The sequence below is a fragment of the Palleronia pontilimi genome, assembly GCF_016412875.1.
In the GTDB taxonomy this organism is placed as follows: Bacteria; Pseudomonadota; Alphaproteobacteria; order Rhodobacterales; family Rhodobacteraceae; genus Palleronia; species Palleronia pontilimi.
The window spans coordinates 22,156-42,032 of the sequence record NZ_JAEKPD010000009.1; the positions used below are offsets into that span (position 1 = coordinate 22,156).

Here is a 19,877-nt window from a genome sequence, read left to right on the forward strand (position 1 = left end):
TACCTCGTCCTCATTTATACAGGCTGTCGCGGATCAATCGCAGTCCGCGCGCCATTTCTTCTTCATCCGCCACCATCGCCACGCGGATGTATCCCTTGCCCGGATTGCCCGCTGGCGTATCGCGCGACAGGTAGGCGCCCGGCAGCACCCGCACGCCCGTTTCCTGCCACAGCTTCAGTGCCGCCGCTTCGCCGTCATCGACCGGCAGCCACAAAAAAAACCCCGCATCCGGCGCGGCACAGCCGGGGATGCCCCGGAACACCCGGTCGGCGATCTCGTATTTCGCGACGTATCGCGCGCGGCTGGCCTCCACATGCGCCTCGTCCGCCCAGGCGCGCGTGGCGACGGCCTGCAGCGGCGTGGGCAGTGGCGCGCCCGCGTAGTTGCGCAGGGTTTTCAGCGCGGTGATGCTTTGCACGCCCCCAGCCGCGAAGCCCGAGCGCAGGCCCGCCAGGTTGGACCGCTTGGACAGCGAATGGAAGATCACCAGCCGTTCCGGGTCGGCCCCCATATGCGACGCGACCTGCATGGCGCCGGGGGGCGGCGTGCCGCAGTAGATCTCGGAATAGCATTCGTCGGCGAAGATGCGGAAATCGTGCTTTTCGGCCAGCTCGAACAGTCTGCGCCAATACGCTTCGTCGGCCACCGCGCCCTGCGGGTTCGAGGGCGAGCAAATATAGGCGATGGCGGTCCGGTCCAGCACGTCCGCGGGCAGCCCGGCATAATCCGGCAGGAACCCGGTCTGCGCCGTGGCGGGCACGTAATGCGGGGTGGCGCCCATGGCAAGTGCTGCCACGGCATAGACCTGGTAGAAGGGGTTCGGCGTCAGCACCAAGGGCACGCGACCGTGTTTTTGCTCGGGGCAGAGTGCCACGGCGGCGTTGAACAGCCCCTCGCGCGTGCCGTTCAGCGGCAGGATCTGCGTCTCGGGCGCGACCTCGACCCCGTAGCGCCGCTTGAGCCACCCGGCGATGGACTGGCGCAGCGCCGGGGTGCCGTCGTTCTGGGGATAGTTGGCGAAGCTGGCCGCGTGGACCGCGATCTCGTCCATGACGAAAGGCGGCGGGTCGTGGCGCGGGTCGCCGATGGTCATGTGGATAATGTCGCCACCCGGCGCGTGCACGTCCAGAAGCCCCCGCAAACGCGGGAACGCGTAGTCCGGCAGGGTCTGAAACCGCGCTGGGAGCTGCATCTATCGCCTCAAATCAGGGGTCTTTTGCCCCATTTGCCAAGAGCGTAGCCGATGGGCGGGCGTCCGGTCCAGTGGCGCGTCGGGGTTTTTCGGGGCGGTGGCGGGCGCTGTGGCTTTTAGGCCAGCGCCCGTTCCGCCGCGTGCGCCAGGCGCAAGAGCTTGCTTTCATGGCCCTTTTGCACCTGCATCAGGATCCCGGTCGAGGGCACGCCGGTGGGCAGACTGATCGCCGCAAGCCCCAGCAGGTTGCCGATCCGGGTGTTGCGCAGGGTCATTAGGTTCTTCTCGACGTAATAGTCCCGGTCGTCCTGCAGCCGTGCGCGTTTCGGCGGCAGGATCGGGCAGGACGGCAGTATCACCGCGTCGAACCCCGCCGTCGCGGCGGAATAGTCGCGCCGCGCGTCTTCGAGCACCTGCCAGGCCGCGACGAAATCGGGGGCCGAGACATCCGCGCCAGCCCGGAAGCGGGTCAGGATCTGGTGGTACATGGCGTCGGGATCGGCCTCGATCGTGTCCTTCCAGAGGCCGTAGGCTTCGGGCGCGAAGACCAGCCCGCTCTGGTCTAGCGCGGTCGCGACGCAGGGGATGTCCCGCCGCTCGATCCTCGCGCCTGCGTCTTCCAGCGCCGCGACCGCGCGCGCGAACCCGTCCGCCACCTGCGGCGCCAGGTCCTGCATGGCGCCCGTCTCCAACAGCATCAACCGCCTGCCCGCCAGCGATGTCCCGCGCAGATCGGGCGCGCGCCAGCCGCCGAGCGCGGCGCAGACTTGGCCCGCGTCCTCGACCGAGCGGGCAAGCGGGCCGAGCGTGTCGAAGCTGGGACAAAGCGGCACCACGCGGCCCATGGGCAGCGCGCCGTGGCCGGGCTTGAAGCCCACCAGGTCGTTCCACGCCGAGGGCAGCCGGATCGACCCGCCGGTATCCGACCCGATGCCGCAGGGCGCCAGCCCGAACGCCACCGACGCCGCCGCCCCCGAGGACGAGCCGCCGGACACCGCGTCCGGGTCGTTCACGCAAGGCGGCGTCGCGGTGGACGGGTTCAGGCCCAGGCCCGAAAAGGCGAGCTCGCTCATATGCGTCTTGCCCAGGCACACCAGCCCCGCCGCCGTGGCGCGGCGCAGCACCTGGGCGTCGCGTTCGGGCACCCGCCCCGAAAGCAGGGCGCTTCCTGCTTCCGTCGCGACGCCCGCGCTGTCGAAAAGGTCTTTCCACGACAGCGGCACGCCGTCCAGAAGTCCCTTGCGCGTCCCGGCACGGGCGCGGGACGCGGCGGCTTCGGCTTCGGCCAGCGCGCGGGTTTCGGTGAGCCGCGCGTAGATGCGCGCGCTCAGCGGATGGGATTTCGCCGCGTCCAGGTAGCTTTCCGTGACCGTTACCGGATCAAGATCGCCCGCGCCGATCGCGCGCCCCAGGTCGCAGGCCGTCGCCGAAAGAATGTCGTCCATGAAAGACCCCGCGAAACCGAATGGCCTGACGGTAGCGGCACCGCGGCGCATGGACAACGCCCGCCCGAGCACCGATATCTGGCGCATGGATTACGATGTCATCATCGCGGGCGGCGGTCTGAACGGCTGCGCCCTGTCTTTGGCCCTGGCCCAGGGCGGCCTGTCGGTCGCGCTGGTCGATCCGGTGGCGCAGACCACGCGCGGCGCGGGCGGGTTCGACGGCCGGTCCTATGCCCTTTCAGTCGCCAGCAAGGCGATGCTGGGCGCGCTGGGGCTGTGGGCCGAGCTCAAGGCCGGTGCGCAGCCGATCCTGGACATCCGCATCACCGACGGGCGCGTGGGACAGGGGCCATCGCCGCTGATGCTGGAATTCGACCATGCCGAGATCGAGGAAGGCCCGATGGGCTTCATGGTCGAGGATCGCAACCTGCGGCCCGTTCTGCTTGCCGCCGTGCAGGCGAATGCGCGCATCACGGCGATCGACGGCGCGCGGGTGGTGGCGCAACAGCCCGCGGCGGACGGGATCACGGTTACGCTGGACACGGGCGACACGCTGAACGCCGCGCTGCTGGTGGGCTGCGACGGGCGCGGATCCGGCGTCGCCCGGCGCGCGGGGATCAAGCGGATGGGCTGGGAATACGGCCAGAACGCGCTGGTCGCCGCGATCCGGCACGAGCGTGACCACCACGGCGTCGCCCACCAGTTCTTCATGCCCGAAGGCCCGCTGGCGATCCTGCCGCTGCAGGACAATCGCAGCTCGATCGTCTGGACCGAGCAGCGCGCCCGGGCGCAGGCGCTGACCGACCTGCCCGACGACGCCTATCTGGACGTGCTCCGGCCCCGGTTCGGGGATTTCCTGGGGAAGATCTCGCTGGCGGGGAAGCGCTATACCTATCCGCTGGCTCTGAGCATCGCGCAACGCTTCTACGCAGACCGCACCGCGCTGGTGGGCGACGCGGCGCACGCGATCCATCCCATCGCGGGCCAGGGACTGAACGCGGGGCTGAAGGACGTGGCCAGTCTTGCCGAAGTCCTGACGCTGGCGCGGCGCCGGGGCGAGAATATCGGCACCGAAGCCGTGCTGGCCCGGTACGAGCAGTGGAGGCGCTTCGACGTGAACGCGCTGGCGCTGGCGACCGACGGGTTCAACCGCCTGTTTTCCAACGACAACCCGCTGCTGCGCGCGGCGCGTGACGCGGGGCTTGGCCTGGTGAACGCGCTGCCCGGCCTTCGCCGCCGGTTCATCCGCGAAGCCGCCGGTCTGACCGGGGATCGCCCGAAACTGCTTGGCGGTCGGCGGGTCTAATCCTCGAGCGAGCGGGCCTCGTCGATCAGCATGATCGGGATGCCGCCGCGGATCGGATAGGCCAGGTGCGCGGCCTTCGACACCAGCTCCTGCCGTTCGGGGTCGTAATGCAGCGGCGCCTGGGTCTGCGGGCAGACCAGCGCTTCGAGCATCTTGCGGTCGTGGCCGGTGTGGGGCGCGTCGGTCATTGGGGGCGGTCTTCGTCCCCGCCGCGCAGCGCGAATTCGATCAGCGTGACCAGGGTTTCGCGCCGGGTCGCAAGGGTCGGGGCCTCCAGCAGCGCCTGCTTGTCCTCGGGCTCGAACGGGCACAGCATCGACAAGGCGTTGATCAGCAGCTCGTCCTCGGCCTCGGTCAGCGACCCCCAATCGGTTTTCAGCTCTTCGGCACTGAAATACCGATCGAGAAGCTCCAGGAACTTGTCGCGGCGAAAGCCGGGATCGCGTTCGGGCTGGCCCAGGTCGCGCTCGAACCCGTCCCACGACACGTCGCACCGCATGTAGGGCTCGAAGCCTTCGACTTCGGCCTTGATGCGGAAGCGCGACATGCCCGACAGCGTGATCATGTAGCGTCCGTCGTCGGTCTCGGAAAATCCGCTGAGCCGACCCGCGCAGCCGATCGCGTGCAGCCGACGGGCGGCCCCTTCGGGAACGTCGCGGGGCTGCACCATGCCGATCAGGCGATGCGGGGTCTTCATGCAATCTTCGACCATCGCCAGGTAGCGCGGCTCGAATATGTGAAGGGGCAGCTTGCCGCGCGGCAGCAGCAAGGCTCCGGGCAGCGGAAAGACGGCCAGGGTCTGGGGCAGGTCTGCGGCATTGAACATGACCTTGAACTAGGCCGCGTCAGACCTCAGGCAAATATCATCGACGACAGCTTCCTGCGCCCTTTCAGCGCAATGGGATCCTGGGGCGGAAGTGCGTCGAAGATGGTGAAAAGCTGCGCCCGCGCGGCGCCGTCATTCCAGTCGCGGTCGCGGCGGAAAAGCTCGAGCAGCTGGTCCACGGCCTCTTCGGTCTGGCCGTGCGCGTGCAGCGCCTGCGCCAGCTCCAGCCGGGCCTGGTGATCGTCGGCATCGGCGTCGACGGCGGCGCGCAGATCGTCCACCGGACCGGCGCCTTCGGCCTGGCGGGCCAGTTGCAGCTGGGCGTGGGCGGCTTCCAGCTCGGGCGCGTGGCTGATGTCGGCATCGACGCCGTTCAGGATCGCCTCTGCCTGGTCGAGCTGGCCCATGGCGATATGCGCGCGCACCATGCCCGCATGGGCGGCGGCGTTCTTGGGGTCTTCGCCCAGGATCGCGGCGTAGGTCTGGGCGGCGTCCACGGCCTCGCCCGCCTCGAGCATTTCGTCGGCGGCGGCCACGGCTTCGGCCAGGCCGTCATCGCCGCCCCCCTGGGCGCCGCCCGATTGCTGCACCAGGCGATCCACGAAGGCCTTGATCTCGGATTGCGGGACAGCGCCCTGGAAGCCGTCGACGGGCTGGCCCTGGAAGAAGGCATAGACGGTCGGGATCGACTGGATCTGCAATTGCTGGGCGATGGATTGCGCCTGGTCCACGTTGATCTTGACCATCTTGACCGCGCCCTTGGCGGCGGTCACCGCCTGCTCGAGCATCGGGCCCAGCGTCTTGCAGGGCCCGCACCACGGCGCCCAGAAATCCACGATCACCGGGACCTGCTGGCTGGCCTCGACCACGTCTGCCATGAAGGTGGCTTCCGAGCCGTCCTTGATAAGGTCGGTGGCGGGGGCGGCGGTGCCCTGTCCCAGTTCGATCATGTCACATCCTCACGCACTTCGTTTGGGGCCTACATGGCGCCGCTCGGGGCCGGTTGCAAGCCGTCAGCCCGCGGCCCAAGCGCCCAGCATCCACAGCGCCATGCCCGCCATCGCCAGGTTTTCGCTGAGCGAAATGAAGCCCAGCGGCACGTTCGAGCCGCCGCCGACGCAGGCGCAGGTCAGCTCGCGCCGGTCGATATAGACCGCCTTGATCACGCTGATCGCACCGATCGTGCCGATGAAGAGGCCCACGGGCGCCACCAGCCAGATCAGCGGACTGCCGGTGCCGATCAAGGCCATCATGCCGATGCCGGTCCAGGCCTCGGCGAAGGGATAGACATAGCCGTAGGGCACGTAGCGCCGCGCCAGCAGGTCGTAGCCCAGGAAACCGTTCACGAAGCCTTCCACGTCCTGCAGCTTCTGGATCGCCAGCGCCACCATGGACAGGGCGAAGAACCACTTGAGCCATGTCAGGATCGGCAAGCCGTCGTACAGGTTCAGGACGATCGCCAACGCGGCCAGGGCCGTGGTGGCGAAGATGGCGATCACCGGGCGATAGGTGGTGTCGCCCTTGCCCAGCACGCGGTAGCCGAAATGCGCCTTCAGCTCGGTATAGCCGCCGATGCGCTGCCCGCCGATGAAGGTCTGCGGCGTGGTCGCCACGTCGTGCTCGGCCTTGAAGGCGTCGATCTGTTCGCGGGTTTCCAGCAGGTTGTCGTCGACGGTGAAGCCCCACCGCTCAAGCATGGATTTCGATTTCAGCCCGAACGGGCACAGGTGCCCCGGACGCGCCATCCGGTAGAGCGCCGCGCGCTTGCCGTCGCCGTGGCTTTTGTCCAAAGCGGTCTCGATGCTGTCGGCCGTTGCCATGATCCGTCCCCAGTGTTTTTCCGCACCTCAAGTGGCGCTTCGGGGCGGGAATTTCAACACCGGCGCCCCGGCGCGGCTGGCATCGCGTCCCGGCGCCGCATAGGGAGGTGGGAACGCTCAGCCAAGGGAACGCACCATGACATCACTGCCGCGCAAGGACCTGTTCGACCTTCCGCCGGGCGTGATCTACCTGGACGGCAATTCGCTGGGCCCCCTGCCCCGCGCGGCGGGCGCACGGGCGGCCCGCGTGCTGCAGGACGAATGGGGCACCCAGCTGATCCGGGCGTGGAACAGCGCGGGCTGGATGGACCTGCCCGCCCGCGTGGGCAACCGGATCGCGGGGCTGATCGGCGCGGCGCCGGGCTCGGTGGCGACCGGGGACACCCTGTCGATCAAGGTTTATCAGGCGCTGGACGCCGCGCTGAAGATGCGCCCCGAGCGCAAGGTGATCCTGTCGGACAGCGGCAACTTCCCGACCGATCTTTACATGGCGCAGGGCCTGATCGACACCATGGGTCGCGGCCACCGGATCGTCACGCCCGCGTCGCAGGACGTGGTGTCCGCGATCACGGACGACGTGGCGGTGGTGATGCTGACGCAGGTCGATTACCGCACGGGGCGTGTTCACGACATGCAGGCGGTGACCGAAGCGGCCCACGCGGCGGGCGCGGTGATGATCTGGGACCTGGCCCACAGCGCGGGCGCGATACCGGTGGACCTGACCGCAAGCGCCGCCGAGTTCGCCGTGGGCTGCACCTACAAGTATCTCAACGGCGGGCCCGGCGCGCCCGCCTTCATCTACGCGCGGCCCGACGTCATCGACGGCGTGGCGCCCGCGCTGGCGGGTTGGATGGGCCACGCCGAGCCCTTCGCCATGGCGCGGGACTACACGCCCGCCATGTCCACCGAACGGCTGCGGGTGGGCACCCCGCCGGTGATCCAGCTGTCGATCCTCGATGCCGCGCTTGACGCGTTCGACGGGCTGTCCATGGACGACATCCGCGCCGCATCCGTGGCACTCAGCGACCGCTTCATCGCCGAGGTCGAGCGGCGCTGCCCCATGCTGCGCCTTGTCTCGCCCCGCGACGCGGGGCAGCGCGGCTCGCAGGTGTCCTTCGCACACGAGCAGGGCTACGCCGCGATCCAGGCGCTGATCGCCCAAGGCGTGATCGGCGATTTTCGACCGCCCGACATCATGCGCTTCGGGATCACGCCGCTTTACCTGGACGAAGCCGATATCGTCGCCGCGGCCGAGCGGATCGAAGCGGTGTTCCGCGACGAGACGTGGCGCGCGCCGGAATTCAACGTCAGATCGCGCGTGACCTGACCCGTGGCCCTGGCGTAGTCTGAGCGCATCGACGCAAGGGACCCCTGCCAGATGAGCGACCGACACGACACCGGCATGAAGGTCCGCCGCGCGGTCCTGGGCGATGCCCACGTGGACCGCGCCGAGGCTGCGCGGACCGATCTGGACGCGCCCTTCCAGGACATGATCACCGAAGCCGCCTGGGGCACGGTCTGGGCATCGGACGCCATCAGCCGCCGCGAGCGGTCCATGCTGACCATCGCGCTGCTGGCGGCGACCGGTAACTTCGATGAAATCGCCATGCATATCCGCGCCACGGCCAACACAGGCGCGTCCCCGCGCGACGTGGCCGAGGCGCTGCAACACGTCGCCATCTACGCGGGCGTGCCGCGCGCCAACCACGCGCTGAAGATCGCCCGCGACACCTTTGCCGAGATGGGGATCGAGGTGTGAGCGCGCCCTACATCCCGCGCGATCGCCGCTGGCACCCCCCGGCCCATACGCCCGACTACAAGACGTCCGTAACCCGCAGTCCGCGCCTTCCGCTGCTGTCGGTCGAGCAATCCCTATCCGAGATCACCGGCCCCACCTTCGGCCACACCGCGCTGGGTCCGCGGGACGCGGATCTGATCCACAATTTCACCGGCGCGCCTGCCATCGGCGAGCGTATCCTGGTGCACGGTCGCGTCACCGACGAGAACCTGCGCCCCGTCGCGGGCGCGCTGCTCGAGGTCTGGCAGGCCAATGCCGCCGGGCGCTATCGGCACGTGAACGACGGCTACCTCGCCCCGCTCGATCCGAACTTCTCGGGCTGCGGGCGCTGCCTGACGGGCGCCGATGGCAGCTACACGTTGCGCACCATCAAGCCCGGCGCCTACCCGTTCCGCAACCACGGCAATTCGTGGCGCATGGCGCATATCCACTTCTCGATCTTCGGCGCGGGGCTAGCGCAGCGGCTGGTCACGCAGATGTATTTCGAAGGCGACCCGCTGCGCGACCAGGACCCGATCGCGCAGACCCTTCCCGATCCGGCGGCGCTGGACCGGCTGGTGGCACCGCTGGATTTGAACGCGTCGATCCCGCTGGACAGCCTGGCGTATCGCTTCGACATCACCCTGCGCGGGCGGCGGCAGACGCCGTTCGAAAACCGGCCCGAGGGCGCGTGATGCCGGTGGAATACCCCAAGGAAACCCCGTCCCAGACCGCCGGCCCCTTCGTGCACATCGGCACGATGCCGACGGTCGCGGGCTTTCGGGGGCTGGAGCCCGAACTGGGCCAGGCCATCGCCGGTCCCGCCTGCCCCGGCCAGCGGATCGGCGTCTCGGGCCGCGTGCTCGACGCGACGGGTGCACCGGTGCGCGATCTGCTGTTCGAGATCTGGCAGGCCGATCCGAACGGCATCTACAACCATCCCGAGGACCCGCGCGTCCGGGACATATCTCAGGATTTCAATGGCTTCGGCCGTGTCGCCGCGGATTTCGACGACGGCGCGATTCGGTTCGAAACCGTCAAACCCGGCCCCGTTCCCGGCCGCGACGCGCGGATGCAGGCCCCGCATCTGAACGTCTTCCTGCTGGCCCGCGGCATCAATGTGGGCCTGTCCACGCGGCTGTATTTCGGGGACGAGGACAACGCAGGCGATCCGCTTCTGGCGCTGATCGACCCGCCGCACCGGCGCGAGACGCTGGTGATGGCCGCCGATGGTACCGCTTACAGCTTCACCATCCGCCTGCAGGGCGCGCGCGAGACGGTGTTCCTGGACTTCTGAACACGCGGCTCAGGTGTCCAGGTTTTCCACCGACAGCGCGTTGGAGCGGATGAAATCGCGGCGCGGTTCGACCACGTCGCCCATGAGCTTGGTGAAAATGTCGTCGGCCTCGGCCACGTCGTCGATCTTCACCTGCAGCAGTGTGCGGGCTTCGGGGTCAAGCGTGGTTTCCCACAGCTGGTCGGGGTTCATCTCGCCCAGGCCCTTGTAGCGTTGCAGGGTCAGGCCGCGCTCGCCCTCGTCGGTGATGGCGTTCAACAGGTCCAGCGGGCCGTGGATCAGCTGGTCACGCTCCTTGCGCACCAGGTGCGCCGGGTCGCGATAGACACCCTGCAGCGCGCGGGTCTGCTCGCCCAGATGCCGCGCCTCGGACGAGCGCAGAACGGCCCCGTCCAGGGTGCGGATTTCCTCGACCCCGCGCAGGATCCGCGCCAGCCGGATGCCGTGATCCTGGGTGATGCGGCCCTGCCAGCCCTTTTCGTATTCCACCGCCACCTGGTCCAGCCGTTCGGCAACCCGGGTCGCGGTGCCCTGCAGGTCGGCATCGGCCTGTCCGGCCTCGAACGCGCCCGCGATGGCGGCCTGTTCCAGGATCCGCTGGGGGTAATGGGTCGGAAACGCCTGCAGGATGCGGCGGACCTGGCGCGCCTCTTCCACCACGCGCAGCAGGTCGTTGCCCGCGATCTCGGTGCCGTCCTTCAGGCGCAGGACGGCGCCTTCGACACCCTGCTGGATCAGGTAATCTTCGAGCGCGGGTTCGTCCTTCAGGTACACCTCGGACTTGCCGCGCATCACCTTGTAAAGCGGTGGCTGCGCGATGTAGAGATACCCTTTTTCAATGATTTCAGGCATTTGCCGGAAGAAGAACGTCAGCAGAAGCGTGCGGATATGGGCGCCGTCCACGTCGGCATCGGTCATGATGATGATCTTGTGATAGCGGATCTTGTCGATGTCGAACTCGTCGCGCCCGATGCCGGTACCGAAGGCAGTGATCAGCGTGCCGATCTCCTGGCTGCCCAGCATCCGGTCGAAGCGCGCGCGCTCGACGTTCAGGATCTTGCCCCGCAGCGGCAGTACCGCCTGGTTGAACCGCGCCCGGCCCTGCTTGGCCGAGCCGCCGGCGCTGTCGCCCTCGACCAGGAAGACCTCGCGTTGAGCGGGGTCCTTCACTTGGCAATCGGCCAGCTTGCCGGGCAGGTTCGCCACGTCCAGAGACGATTTCTTGCGCGTCATCTCGCGCGCCTTGCGCGCCGCTTCGCGGGCCAGAGCGGCCTCGACGATCTTGGTGACGATGTTGCGCGCCTCGGCCGGGTTCTCTTCGAACCACTCGGCCAGCTTCTCGTTCACCAGCCCTTCGACGGCGGGCCGCACTTCGGACGACACTAGCTTGTCCTTGGTCTGGCTGGAGAATTTCGGATCGGGCACCTTGACGCTGAGCACGCAGGTCAGCCCCTCGCGGGCGTCGTCGCCGGTGAAGCTGATCTTTTCCTTCTTCGCGATCCCGCTCGAGCCCGCGTAAAGGTTGATCGTCCGCGTCAGCGCGCCCCGGAACCCCGCCAGGTGGGTGCCCCCGTCGCGCTGCGGGATATTGTTGGTGAAGGGCAGCACCATCTCGTTGTAGCTGTCGTTCCACCACATGGCGACTTCGACGCCGATGCCGTCGCGTTCGCCGGTGATGAAGATCGGCTCGGCCATGACCGGATGCTTCGAGCGGTCGAGATACTTCACGAACTCCTTCACGCCACCTTCGTAGAACAGGTTGGTCTCGCGCAGCTCGGCGTGGCGTTCGTCGCGCAGGATGATCCGCACGCCTGAGTTCAGGAAGGCCAGCTCGCGCAGGCGCTTTTCCAAGGTCTCGAAGCTGTATTCGCGGTTGCTGAACGTGTCGGTGGACGCCAGGAACCGCACTTCCGTCCCCTTGCGGCCACCCGCATCGCCCACGACCTTCAGGTGTTCCGTCGTGTAGCCGCCTTCGAAGCGCGCCACGTGTTCCTTGCCGTCGCGCCAGACGCGCAGCTCCAGCCAGTCCGACAGCGCGTTGACCACCGACACGCCCACGCCGTGCAGGCCGCCCGACACCTTGTAGCTGTTCTGGTCGAATTTCCCGCCCGCGTGCAGCTGGGTCATGATGACCTCGGCCGCGCTGACGCCCTCTTCCTCGTGGATGCCCACGGGAATGCCGCGGCCATTGTCGCTGACCGACACGCTGTCATCGGCGTGCAAAATCACCGTCACGGCGTCCGCGTGGCCCGCCAGCGCCTCGTCGATGCCGTTATCCACGACCTCGTAGACCATGTGATGCAGCCCCGACCCGTCGTCGGTGTCGCCGATATACATGCCGGGGCGTTTGCGCACGGCTTCCAGGCCCTTGAGAACCTTGATGGAATCCGCGCCGTATTCCTCGGGGGGAAGGGTCTGTTCGGTCATGTGCGCCTGCGTGATTGTTGCTGACATTTTCTAGTGGTTTTTCGCCACCTTGTCACGCCATAGACACAATATTTGGTGTCACAGAAGCGGAATTGCCAGACCCACGCAGATCAGCAGGATCCCGGCGACGGTATTGGTCCGGCGCACGGCCGTCGGCGACGCCAGAAGACGGCGCACCCGCGCCACGCTCAGCGCCAGGACCAGGTTGCCCAGCAACGGCACCCCCGCCGACAAGCCGCAGATCACGGCGATGTCCCAGCCGGTCAATCCGCCCAGGTCGAAGAAGCCCGGCAGCATCCCGGCGTAGAACAGGATGGCCTTCGGGTTGCCCAGGATCACCACCAGCCCGGCGACGAAACCCGCCCCCATGCCCGGCCGCGTCAGGCGGCTGTCGCGCCCGATATCGGCATCGCGGTGGCGCAGGATCGCGGCGCCCATGCCCAAAAAGACCAGGCACGCTACCCATTTCAGAACGCCAAGGAAGCCGCCATAGACCGACACGGCCCAGCCCACGCCCAGGATCGCCGCCAGCGGCCACAGCACGTCGCCCACCACGACGCCCAGCGCCAGCGGCCAAGCCGCGTGAAACCCGCCCGACAAAGCCCGCGCCAGCAGCGCCACCCAGACGGGGCCGGGCGTCAGGAACAGGGCGAACAGGCCCGCGGCGTAAAGCGCCAGGTCGACGGGGGACAGGGTCATGGGGGCGAGCTAATGCAGACCGGCGAAGGCCCCACAAGACCCTTTCCGCCGATCCGCCAGGCGGCGGAAACAAAGCGCACCGCCCCCGCGTTCACCGAAGACGGCGCATGACGTGCCGCAGCAACCGGAGATTTCGCGCCATGGGCGACAAGACCCTGTCAGACCTGTCGGAGATGATGAAGAAGATCGACTTCTGCATGCTCGAGACGCATACCGACGGCGACCGCATCGCCGCCCGCCCCATGTCGACGAACAAGGACGTGGAGTACGACGGGTCCAGCTGGTTCTTCACCCGCGACGATACCCGCATGGTGGCCGATATCCGCCGCGACGACCGCGTGGGGATGGCGTTCCAGGGCTCGGGCGGGGTGCTGGGCCTGGTCGGCAAACCCGGCGCCATGCTGTCGGTGCAGGGACGCGCCCGGATCATCGACGACAAATCGACCTTCGCAGACCACTGGAACAAGGACCTGGAATACTGGTTCGAGGACGGCATCGACACGCCGGGCATGGTGATGCTGCGGGTCGACGCGGAACGGATCACCTGGTGGGACGGCATGGATCAGGGGTCGATCACGATCTGACTTTCGCCGTCTTCTTCGGTGACCCGGACGCGCAAGGCCCGGTCGCCGAGGGTGTCGAACAACTCGGGCCCCGTGCCCGTCATCCAGGCCTGCACGCCCAGCGCGCAGATCTCGTCGTAGAGTGCCGCGCGCCGAGCTTCGTCCAGATGGGCCGCCACCTCGTCGAGCAGCACGATGGGCGCCTGGCCCCGGTCGTCGCGCAGGGCGCGCGCATTGGCCAGGATCAGCGAGATCAGCAACGCCTTCTGCTCGCCGGTGGAGCATTGCGCCGCCTCCACGCCCTTGGCGCGGTAGACGGCCCGCAGATCGGCGCGGTGCGGCCCGACCAGCGTGCGCCCCGCGGCCATGTCGCGCCCGCGCCCCGCCGCCAGCGCATCCGCGCCGAAATCCGGCGCGCCCTCGGGATCCACCAGCGCGAGGTCCGAGACCGGGAACGCCGTCGCGGCATCCTCCTGCGCGGCCTGAACGCGCGCCAGCGCCAGCTTGCGCCCCGCGATGATGTCGGCGCCCGCATCCGCCATCTGCGCCTCGAGCGCGCCGTACCACGCCGGGTCGCGCACCTGGTCCTTCAGCAGCCGGTTCCGCTCACGCATGGCCTTTTCATAGGCCAGCACCGCCTCGCCGTGGCCGGGCAGGAAGCTCAGGGTCATGCGGTCCAGGAACCGCCGCCGCCCGTCCGCGCCCTCGATCCACAGACGGTCCATGCTGGGCACGAGCCACGTCATGGGCATCAGCCGACCCAGCGCCACCTGCGGCTGCGCCTTGCCGTCGATCCGGACGGTGCGCCCCTGCCCGGGCTCGGCGCGGGTGTCGACCTCGTGCACCGCGCCGGGTCCGGCGATCTCGGCCCCGATCCGCCAGCCCACCGATTGGGGCCTGCGCATCATGTCATCGGCCGCCGCGCGCCGCAGCCCGCGCCCGGGCGACAGCATCGACACCGCTTCGATCAGATTGGTCTTGCCCGCGCCGTTCGGCCCATAGATCACCACCGGCCGAGCATCCAGATCAAGGACCGCCCGCCGATGCGAGCGGAAATGCGACAGCTCCAGACGCGTCAGATACATCCGCGCGCCCGTCCTGCTTCATCTTTCCGGAAATACCTCAGGGGGGTCTGGGGGGCTGGCCCCCCAGGTCCCACCGAAATCACACGCGCATCGGCATGACCACGTAGACCGCCGACATGTCCGACCCCTCGCGCATCAGCGTGGGATCGCCGGACGAGTTGAACAGGAACACCGCGTTCTCGCGGTCCACCTGGCTGGCGATTTCCAGCAGGTATTTCGCGTTGAAGCCGATCTCGAGCCGCTCGTCGGAATAGGCGACGACCAGCTCTTCTTCCGCGTTGCCCGCATCGGGGGCGTTGACAGACAGGATCAGCCTGTCCTCGTCCAGCTGCAGCTTCACCGCGCGCGACCGCTCGGAGCTGACCGTGGCCACCCGGTCCACCGCGCGGGCGAAATCGGCGGCGTCCACTTCCAGCTTGCGGGTGTTGCCCTGCGGGATCACCCGCGTGTAGTCGGGGAACGTGCCGTCGATCACCTTCGAGGTCAGCGTGATCTCGTTGGTGGCGAAGCGCACCTTGGTGTCGCTGACCGACACGGCGATTTCCATGTCGTCGTCGTCCAGCAGCTTGCGCAGCTCGCCCACCGCCTTGCGCGGCACGATCACGCCCGGCATTCCATCGGCCCCTTCGGGCAGGGGCGCGTCGATCCGGGCCAGGCGGTGCCCGTCGGTGGCCACGCAGCGTAGCACCTGGCCGTCTTCGCCGTCGGCGACATGCATGTAGACGCCGTTCAGGTAATAGCGCGTCTCTTCGGTCGAGATGGCGAACTTGGCCTTGTCGAAGAGCCGCCGCAGCACCGGTGCGGCCACCTTGAAGTTCGAGCTGTACTCGGTCGAGGTCATGACCGGGAAATCCTGCTTCGGCAGCGTCGCCAGCGCGAAGTTCGACCGGCCCGCTTCCACGTTCATCCGCCCCGACGCGCCGTCATCGGTCAGTTGCACAAGGGCGCCGTCGGGCAGCTTGCGCACGATTTCGTGGAAGGTGACCGCGTTCACGGTCGTCGATCCCGCGCGTTCGACCTTGGCGGGGGCCTTGTCGACCACCTCGATATCCAGGTCGGTGGCGCGGAACGTGGCCTCGTCGCCCTCGGCTTCGATCAGCACGTTGGCCAGGATCGGGATGGTGTTGCGCCGCTCGACCACCGACTGCGCCCGGGCCACCGCGCGCAGAAGCGCGCCACGCTCGATGCTGATCTTCATGTCTGAACTCCAGGCAGGTGTCGGGGCGGTCACGCTATCCGCTTTCCGCCCCGATGCAACGTCATTTGCGCGCAAAGTGCCCGTATTGTTGCGGAATGGTCAAGCGCGCGGTCAGTTCCCACCCAGGGCGCGCTTGAGCATGGTCAGATCCTCTTCGATCTGGCGATCTTCGATGCGCAGCTGGTCGATCTTCTTGACGCCGTGCATGATCGTCGTGTGATCGCGCCCGCCGAACCGGCGCGCGATATCGGGCAGCGAGCGTTCGGTCAGGTGCTTGGCCAGGTACATGGCCATCTGGCGGGGCCGCGCGAATTGGCGGTTGCGCTTGGGGCCGAGCAGGTCCGACAGCTTGATGTTGAAATGATCGGCCACCTTGCGCTGGATCTCGTCGATGGTCACGCGCACGTCGCTTTGGCGCAGCAGGTCGCGCAGGCATTCCTGCGCCAGGTCCAGATCGACCTCGCGGTGCATGAAGGATCCGTGGGCGTAAAGCCGCGTCAGCGCGCCTTCGAGCACGCGGACGTTTCCTGTGATCCGGTGAGCCAGCAGTTCGAGCACGCCGTCGCCGATGGTCACGCCCGGAAATTGCTGGCCGAACGGGCCGCATTTGGATTGCAGGATGCCCAAGCGCAGCTCGTAGGACGTCGGATGCACGTCGACCACCAGGCCCGATTGCAGCCGGGACACGATGCGCTGCTCCATGCCCTCGATGTCGCCGGGCGCGCAATCGGCCGACAGGATGACCTGCTTGCCCTGGTCGACCAGCGCGTTGAATGTGTGGAAGAATTCTTCCTGCGTGCTTTCCTTGCCGGCGATGAACTGGATGTCGTCGACCATCAGCACGTCGACCGAGCGGAACAGCTCCTTGAAGCCCATCATGTCGCGGTCGCGCAGGGCCTGCACGAAGCGGTACATGAACTTCTCGGCCGACAGGTACAGGATCCGCAGATCGGGGCGGCGCGCGCTGAGCTCCCAGGCCATGGCGTGCATCAGGTGCGTCTTGCCCAGGCCCACGCCGCCATACATGAAGAGCGGGTTGAACGACACCGGCCCGCCTTCGGCCACCCGGCGCGCGGCGGCGTGGGCCAGTTCGTTGGGCTTGCCCACGACGAAGCTGGAAAAGGTGAACCGCTCGTCGAGCTTCGCGCCGGTTTCGGCGAAGGTGACCGACTTCGCAGCGGGGGCGGATTTCGCGGGGGGCGGCGCCGCGGCCGCCTTGGCGGGGGCCGTTTCGGAGGCCACCGGCGTCGCGGGGGCGTTCGCGGCGTCGCGCACCCGGTATTGCAGGCGGCGGACCGTGTGCCCGTTGGAATTCACTTCATGCAGGATCGAGTCGCGGAAGTAGCGGTCCACCCAGTTGCCCATGAAATTGGACGGCACCACGAAGGTCAGCACGCCGTCCCTGAGCTCGGAAAATTCAAGTGGTTCGATCCACGCCGCGAAGTTGTTGTGCCCGACCTTCGATTTAAGCTGCTCTCGTACCGCGCCCCAGGTTTCTTGCGTCATGTTCAAATGCCTTGTCCCCGTATCTATCCTTTTACGACGCCCTTCAGCATGTGGCGCCGCCTTGTGCCGTCACGGCACCGGATCGCGCAAGCCGACCGGCAGACGGGAATCGATCCCGCCCGTCGCGTCAGCTCACGAAACGCAATGCAAAAGTCCCCTCGCACCGAATAGGCGGCGCGGCGGTCGACCTCTGCAGAATACGAATGGACATTTCCGTTTTACACTGTGCGTCCCGGCAGCCGATTCTTGGCAGCAGCAAATCCGAGACGCTGTGATATGTACGGTTGGAAACGAAACGCCGACCTGAGTTGTCATAGGCCGATTATCCCGCTGGCTTTCGCCTTTCCATGTCCCCCCAGTCGTGAATCGCAGGATCAACGTAGCAAGGGGTTAAGCGACCTCGCAACAGGATTAAGACAGTTGACTCGGCGGTTTCCCGCGCCGAATCTTTTAGCCCGTTGAATCCGTGCGGAAACTCTTTTTTCGGGACGGTCGGGAACAAAAAAGCACGCCGTGGCGTGCTCTTTTTCTTAACCATTCGATGTGGCTTTCCGGTCAGCCCAGCGCCTTCACGCGGTTGGACAAACGCGACATTTTCCGCGACGCGGTGTTCTGGTGATAGACGCCCTTGGTGACGCCGCGCATCAGTTCGGGCTGGGCTTCGCGCAGCGCGGTGGCGGCCGCGTCCTTGTCGCCCGAGGCGATCGCTTCCTCGACGCGGCGCAGGTAGGTGCGGATGCGCGAGCGGCGGGCCTTGTTGATCTGGTAGCGGGCTTCGTTCTGGCGCGCGCGCTTCTTGGACTGGGGGGTGTTTGCCATGGGATCTGTTCCTTCGGACGGGTCTTGTTCAAAACTGGTTGCGTGGCAAAACCCGTCGCCCGGGTTTCAGCAACCGGGACATCCGACCAAGGCGGGTCTCACACGCATGTGGGCGGCGCTATACGGCACGCCGCCGGGTTCGTAAAGGCCTAGCGGTCGCGGAATTGCGCCTCGCGCTTGTCGAGGAACGCGCTCATCCCCTCGTTCTGATCCTCGGTGGCGAACAGCGACTGGAACAGGCGGCGTTCGTGCAGGATGCCTTCGCTGAGCGTCGTCTCGTAACTGCGGTTGACCGCTTCCTTCACCGCCATCGTCGCGATCATCGACTTCTCGGTGATCTTCTGCGCTGCCGACATCGCCTCTTCCATCAGCTTCTTGGCGGGCACGACGCGGCTGACCAGCCCGGCGCGCTCGGCCTCTTCGGCATCCATGAAGCGGCCGGTCAGGTGCATCTCCATCGCCTTCGACTTGCCCACCACGCGGGTCAGGCGCTGGGTGCCGCCGATGCCCGCGACCACACCCAGGTTGATTTCGGGCTGGCCGAACTTGGCGGTGTCGGCGGCGATGATGAAGTCGCACAGCATCGCAAGCTCGCAGCCGCCGCCCAGCGCGTAGCCCGCCACGGCGGCGATGATCGGCTTGCGCACGGCCTCGATCCGCTTGACGTCCGCGCCGAACAGGTCCGATGTGAAGACCTCGACGAAGCTTTTCTCGGCCATTTCCTTGATGTCGGCCCCGGCGGCGAAGGCCTTTTCCGAGCCGGTGATGACGATGCAGCGCACCTTCTCGTTGTGGTCCGCGTCGGTGACGGCCTGCGCCAGTTCCGACACCAGCTTCTGGTTCAGGGCGTTCATCGCGTCGGGGCGGTTCAGGCGGATCAGTGCGACGTGGTCGTCGATATCGACGACGATGGTCTTGAAGGCCATGGGGAATGCTTTCGCTGTTGCGTCAGTTCGCCAGCCTTACCAGCGCGAACGCACGGTTCAAGCTATCTTTGACATTGCGGACAGTGAAAAGTGGATCGTCCGGACTGCACGATCCGGCTGATTGTCCCGCCACATCTATCCGTGACGCAAGGCGAGCCTTCGCGGTCATAGACCCGGAACGTGTGCTGGAAATATCCAAGCGCGCCATCGGCTTGCCGGTAGTCGCGCAAGCTCGACCCGCCTGCCTCGAGCGCATCGCCCAGCGTGTCGCGGATGATCGGGACCAGCGCGCGCACGCGCCGGGCGGCGATCCGGCCCGCCTTGCGTCGCGGCGAGATCCCCGCGCGATGCAGCGCCTCGCAGACATAGATATTGCCCAGGCCCGCGACGATTCTCTGGTCCAGAAGCGCCGATTTCACCGGCGTGTTGCGCCCCGCGAAGGCCGCGACCAGGTGATCCTCGTCGAAGGCGTTGCCCAGCGGTTCCGGCCCCAGCTTGGCAAGCAGCCAATGGTCGTCCAGCCGGTCCGTCGCGACCAGGTCCATGGCGCCGAAGCGCCGCGGATCATTGAAGACGACGCGGCTTCCGTGATCCATGTGGAAGATGACGTGGTCATGCTGCGCGAGCGGCGCAGTTTCGTGGTGAAAGACGCCCAGTTTCTGGTGCTCGACCTGCATCCGGCCCGACATGCCCAGATGCACGATCAGCGTCTCGCCCCGGTCGAGATGAAGCAGAAGGTATTTCGACCGTCGCCCCAGCGCGTCGATGCGGGCGCCCGACAGCCGCTCGGCCATCGCATCGGGGAAAGGCCAGCGCAGGTCCGGGCGCCGCACCTCGGCCAGCGCGATGGTCCGACCGGCCATGGCGGGCTCCAGCCCGCGACGGACTGTCTCGACTTCGGGCAATTCGGGCATGCAAGGCTTTCACTGATCGGGCGTCTCGTTATATCGACGCGGGCGGGCTATATGACAAGCCACCCGATCCCGAAGGA

The 19,877-nt window shown here is 67.3% G+C and carries 20 protein-coding genes; 6 read left to right on the top strand and 14 right to left on the bottom strand.

Going from position 1 to position 19,877, the window contains the following annotated elements; all coding sequences use genetic code 11:
• Window positions 1–10: 10 nt before the first annotated feature.
• Both ILP92_RS10325 and ILP92_RS10330 read right to left on the bottom strand, forming a co-directional pair.
• Window positions 11–1,192, bottom strand: a complete 1,182-nt coding sequence (locus tag ILP92_RS10325) for an aminotransferase class I/II-fold pyridoxal phosphate-dependent enzyme (protein ID WP_198916316.1) — start codon at window positions 1,190–1,192, stop codon at window positions 11–13.
• A 116-nt stretch (window positions 1,193–1,308) separates the two neighbouring features.
• A complete protein-coding gene (locus tag ILP92_RS10330) occupies window positions 1,309–2,637 on the bottom strand; it encodes an amidase (protein ID WP_198916317.1) in 1,329 nt (442 codons plus the stop codon).
• Window positions 2,638–2,686: 49 nt separating this feature from the next.
• Between ILP92_RS10330 and ILP92_RS10335 the strand changes: the two genes are divergently transcribed.
• Window positions 2,687–3,943: a UbiH/UbiF/VisC/COQ6 family ubiquinone biosynthesis hydroxylase gene (locus ILP92_RS10335; RefSeq protein WP_198916530.1), complete on the top strand. Its 1,257-nt coding sequence runs from the start codon at window positions 2,687–2,689 to the stop codon at window positions 3,941–3,943.
• Here the strand turns inward: ILP92_RS10335 and ILP92_RS10340 are convergent.
• The 4 genes from ILP92_RS10340 to ILP92_RS10355 all read right to left on the bottom strand — a co-directional run bounded on the left by ILP92_RS10340 (window position 3,940) and on the right by ILP92_RS10355 (window position 6,589).
• Window positions 3,940–4,131 (bottom strand): Trm112 family protein, encoded by a 192-nt coding sequence (locus ILP92_RS10340; RefSeq protein WP_198916318.1) that lies wholly within the window; start codon window positions 4,129–4,131, stop codon window positions 3,940–3,942. The two genes, ILP92_RS10335 and ILP92_RS10340, sit on opposite strands and share 4 nt — an antisense overlap.
• Entirely contained in the window at window positions 4,128–4,769 is a 642-nt protein-coding gene (locus tag ILP92_RS10345; RefSeq protein WP_198916319.1) for an LON peptidase substrate-binding domain-containing protein, read from the bottom strand. The genes ILP92_RS10340 and ILP92_RS10345 overlap by 4 nt, the downstream gene beginning before the upstream one ends.
• 26 nt (window positions 4,770–4,795) lie before the next feature.
• Window positions 4,796–5,719, bottom strand: a complete 924-nt coding sequence (gene trxA / locus ILP92_RS10350) for a thioredoxin (RefSeq protein ID WP_198916320.1) — start codon at window positions 5,717–5,719, stop codon at window positions 4,796–4,798.
• 63 nt (window positions 5,720–5,782) lie between these two features.
• Window positions 5,783–6,589 (bottom strand): glutaredoxin family protein, encoded by an 807-nt coding sequence (locus tag ILP92_RS10355; protein WP_198916321.1) that lies wholly within the window; start codon window positions 6,587–6,589, stop codon window positions 5,783–5,785.
• A gap of 136 nt (window positions 6,590–6,725) precedes the next feature.
• Here ILP92_RS10355 and kynU point away from each other — a divergent pair, with 136 nt between their 5' ends.
• The 4 genes from kynU to pcaG are packed head-to-tail and all read left to right on the top strand — an operon-like array spanning window position 6,726 to window position 9,663.
• Window positions 6,726–7,916, top strand: coding sequence for a kynureninase (gene kynU, locus ILP92_RS10360; protein WP_198916322.1), 1,191 nt, complete (start codon window positions 6,726–6,728; stop codon window positions 7,914–7,916).
• Between the two features lie 51 nt (window positions 7,917–7,967).
• Window positions 7,968–8,348, top strand: coding sequence for a 4-carboxymuconolactone decarboxylase (gene pcaC / locus ILP92_RS10365; protein WP_198916323.1), 381 nt, complete (start codon window positions 7,968–7,970; stop codon window positions 8,346–8,348).
• Window positions 8,345–9,061 carry a protocatechuate 3,4-dioxygenase subunit beta gene (gene pcaH / locus ILP92_RS10370; protein ID WP_198916324.1) on the top strand — a complete coding sequence of 239 codons (717 nt, stop codon included), beginning with the start codon at window positions 8,345–8,347 and terminating at the stop codon, window positions 9,059–9,061. The genes pcaC and pcaH overlap by 4 nt, the downstream gene beginning before the upstream one ends.
• Window positions 9,061–9,663: a protocatechuate 3,4-dioxygenase subunit alpha gene (gene pcaG, locus ILP92_RS10375; protein ID WP_198916325.1), complete on the top strand. Its 603-nt coding sequence runs from the start codon at window positions 9,061–9,063 to the stop codon at window positions 9,661–9,663. The genes pcaH and pcaG overlap by 1 nt, the downstream gene beginning before the upstream one ends.
• Before the next feature lie 9 nt (window positions 9,664–9,672).
• On the opposite strand, the gene gyrB is transcribed toward pcaG, so the two are convergent.
• Window positions 9,673–12,090, bottom strand: a complete 2,418-nt coding sequence (gene gyrB, locus ILP92_RS10380; RefSeq protein ID WP_198916326.1) for a DNA topoisomerase (ATP-hydrolyzing) subunit B — start codon at window positions 12,088–12,090, stop codon at window positions 9,673–9,675.
• A gap of 78 nt (window positions 12,091–12,168) precedes the next feature.
• Window positions 12,169–12,789 (bottom strand): LysE family translocator, encoded by a 621-nt coding sequence (locus ILP92_RS10385; RefSeq protein ID WP_198916327.1) that lies wholly within the window; start codon window positions 12,787–12,789, stop codon window positions 12,169–12,171.
• A 140-nt stretch (window positions 12,790–12,929) separates the two neighbouring features.
• Between ILP92_RS10385 and ILP92_RS10390 the strand changes: the two genes are divergently transcribed.
• A complete protein-coding gene (locus tag ILP92_RS10390) occupies window positions 12,930–13,373 on the top strand; it encodes a pyridoxamine 5'-phosphate oxidase family protein (RefSeq protein WP_198916328.1) in 444 nt (147 codons plus the stop codon).
• On the opposite strand, the gene recF is transcribed toward ILP92_RS10390, so the two are convergent.
• From recF to mutM, 6 genes are all read right to left on the bottom strand, one after another.
• Window positions 13,352–14,437: a DNA replication/repair protein RecF gene (gene recF / locus ILP92_RS10395; protein ID WP_198916329.1), complete on the bottom strand. Its 1,086-nt coding sequence runs from the start codon at window positions 14,435–14,437 to the stop codon at window positions 13,352–13,354. The two genes, ILP92_RS10390 and recF, sit on opposite strands and share 22 nt — an antisense overlap.
• 79 nt (window positions 14,438–14,516) lie before the next feature.
• Window positions 14,517–15,635, bottom strand: a complete 1,119-nt coding sequence (gene dnaN / locus ILP92_RS10400; protein ID WP_198916330.1) for a DNA polymerase III subunit beta — start codon at window positions 15,633–15,635, stop codon at window positions 14,517–14,519.
• Between the two features lie 111 nt (window positions 15,636–15,746).
• Window positions 15,747–17,141 (bottom strand): chromosomal replication initiator protein DnaA, encoded by a 1,395-nt coding sequence (gene dnaA / locus ILP92_RS10405; protein WP_198916331.1) that lies wholly within the window; start codon window positions 17,139–17,141, stop codon window positions 15,747–15,749.
• A gap of 555 nt (window positions 17,142–17,696) precedes the next feature.
• Entirely contained in the window at window positions 17,697–17,960 is a 264-nt protein-coding gene (rpsT, locus tag ILP92_RS10410; protein ID WP_198916332.1) for a 30S ribosomal protein S20, read from the bottom strand.
• Window positions 17,961–18,109: 149 nt separating this feature from the next.
• Window positions 18,110–18,886: an enoyl-CoA hydratase gene (locus tag ILP92_RS10415; protein ID WP_198916333.1), complete on the bottom strand. Its 777-nt coding sequence runs from the start codon at window positions 18,884–18,886 to the stop codon at window positions 18,110–18,112.
• 62 nt (window positions 18,887–18,948) lie between these two features.
• Entirely contained in the window at window positions 18,949–19,800 is an 852-nt protein-coding gene (gene mutM, locus ILP92_RS10420; protein ID WP_198916334.1) for a bifunctional DNA-formamidopyrimidine glycosylase/DNA-(apurinic or apyrimidinic site) lyase, read from the bottom strand.
• Window positions 19,801–19,877: the final 77 nt, after the last annotated feature.

Bases quoted from the DNA above. Each gene is read 5' to 3' on its own strand.
- ILP92_RS10325 (WP_198916316.1), bottom strand. From the start codon at position 1,192: ATGCAGCTCCCAGCGCGGTTTCAGACCCTGCCGGACTACGCGTTCCCG.
- ILP92_RS10330 (WP_198916317.1), bottom strand. From the start codon at position 2,637: ATGGACGACATTCTTTCGGCGACGGCCTGCGACCTGGGGCGCGCGATC.
- ILP92_RS10335 (WP_198916530.1), top strand. From the start codon at position 2,687: ATGGACAACGCCCGCCCGAGCACCGATATCTGGCGCATGGATTACGAT.
- ILP92_RS10340 (WP_198916318.1), bottom strand. From the start codon at position 4,131: ATGACCGACGCGCCCCACACCGGCCACGACCGCAAGATGCTCGAAGCG.
- ILP92_RS10345 (WP_198916319.1), bottom strand. From the start codon at position 4,769: ATGTTCAATGCCGCAGACCTGCCCCAGACCCTGGCCGTCTTTCCGCTG.
- trxA (WP_198916320.1), bottom strand. From the start codon at position 5,719: ATGATCGAACTGGGACAGGGCACCGCCGCCCCCGCCACCGACCTTATC.
- ILP92_RS10355 (WP_198916321.1), bottom strand. From the start codon at position 6,589: ATGGCAACGGCCGACAGCATCGAGACCGCTTTGGACAAAAGCCACGGC.
- kynU (WP_198916322.1), top strand. From the start codon at position 6,726: ATGACATCACTGCCGCGCAAGGACCTGTTCGACCTTCCGCCGGGCGTG.
- pcaC (WP_198916323.1), top strand. From the start codon at position 7,968: ATGAGCGACCGACACGACACCGGCATGAAGGTCCGCCGCGCGGTCCTG.
- pcaG (WP_198916325.1), top strand. From the start codon at position 9,061: ATGCCGGTGGAATACCCCAAGGAAACCCCGTCCCAGACCGCCGGCCCC.
- gyrB (WP_198916326.1), bottom strand. From the start codon at position 12,090: ATGACCGAACAGACCCTTCCCCCCGAGGAATACGGCGCGGATTCCATC.
- ILP92_RS10385 (WP_198916327.1), bottom strand. From the start codon at position 12,789: ATGACCCTGTCCCCCGTCGACCTGGCGCTTTACGCCGCGGGCCTGTTC.
- ILP92_RS10390 (WP_198916328.1), top strand. From the start codon at position 12,930: ATGGGCGACAAGACCCTGTCAGACCTGTCGGAGATGATGAAGAAGATC.
- recF (WP_198916329.1), bottom strand. From the start codon at position 14,437: ATGTATCTGACGCGTCTGGAGCTGTCGCATTTCCGCTCGCATCGGCGG.
- dnaN (WP_198916330.1), bottom strand. From the start codon at position 15,635: ATGAAGATCAGCATCGAGCGTGGCGCGCTTCTGCGCGCGGTGGCCCGG.
- dnaA (WP_198916331.1), bottom strand. From the start codon at position 17,141: ATGACGCAAGAAACCTGGGGCGCGGTACGAGAGCAGCTTAAATCGAAG.
- rpsT (WP_198916332.1), bottom strand. From the start codon at position 17,960: ATGGCAAACACCCCCCAGTCCAAGAAGCGCGCGCGCCAGAACGAAGCC.
- ILP92_RS10415 (WP_198916333.1), bottom strand. From the start codon at position 18,886: ATGGCCTTCAAGACCATCGTCGTCGATATCGACGACCACGTCGCACTG.
- mutM (WP_198916334.1), bottom strand. From the start codon at position 19,800: ATGCCCGAATTGCCCGAAGTCGAGACAGTCCGTCGCGGGCTGGAGCCC.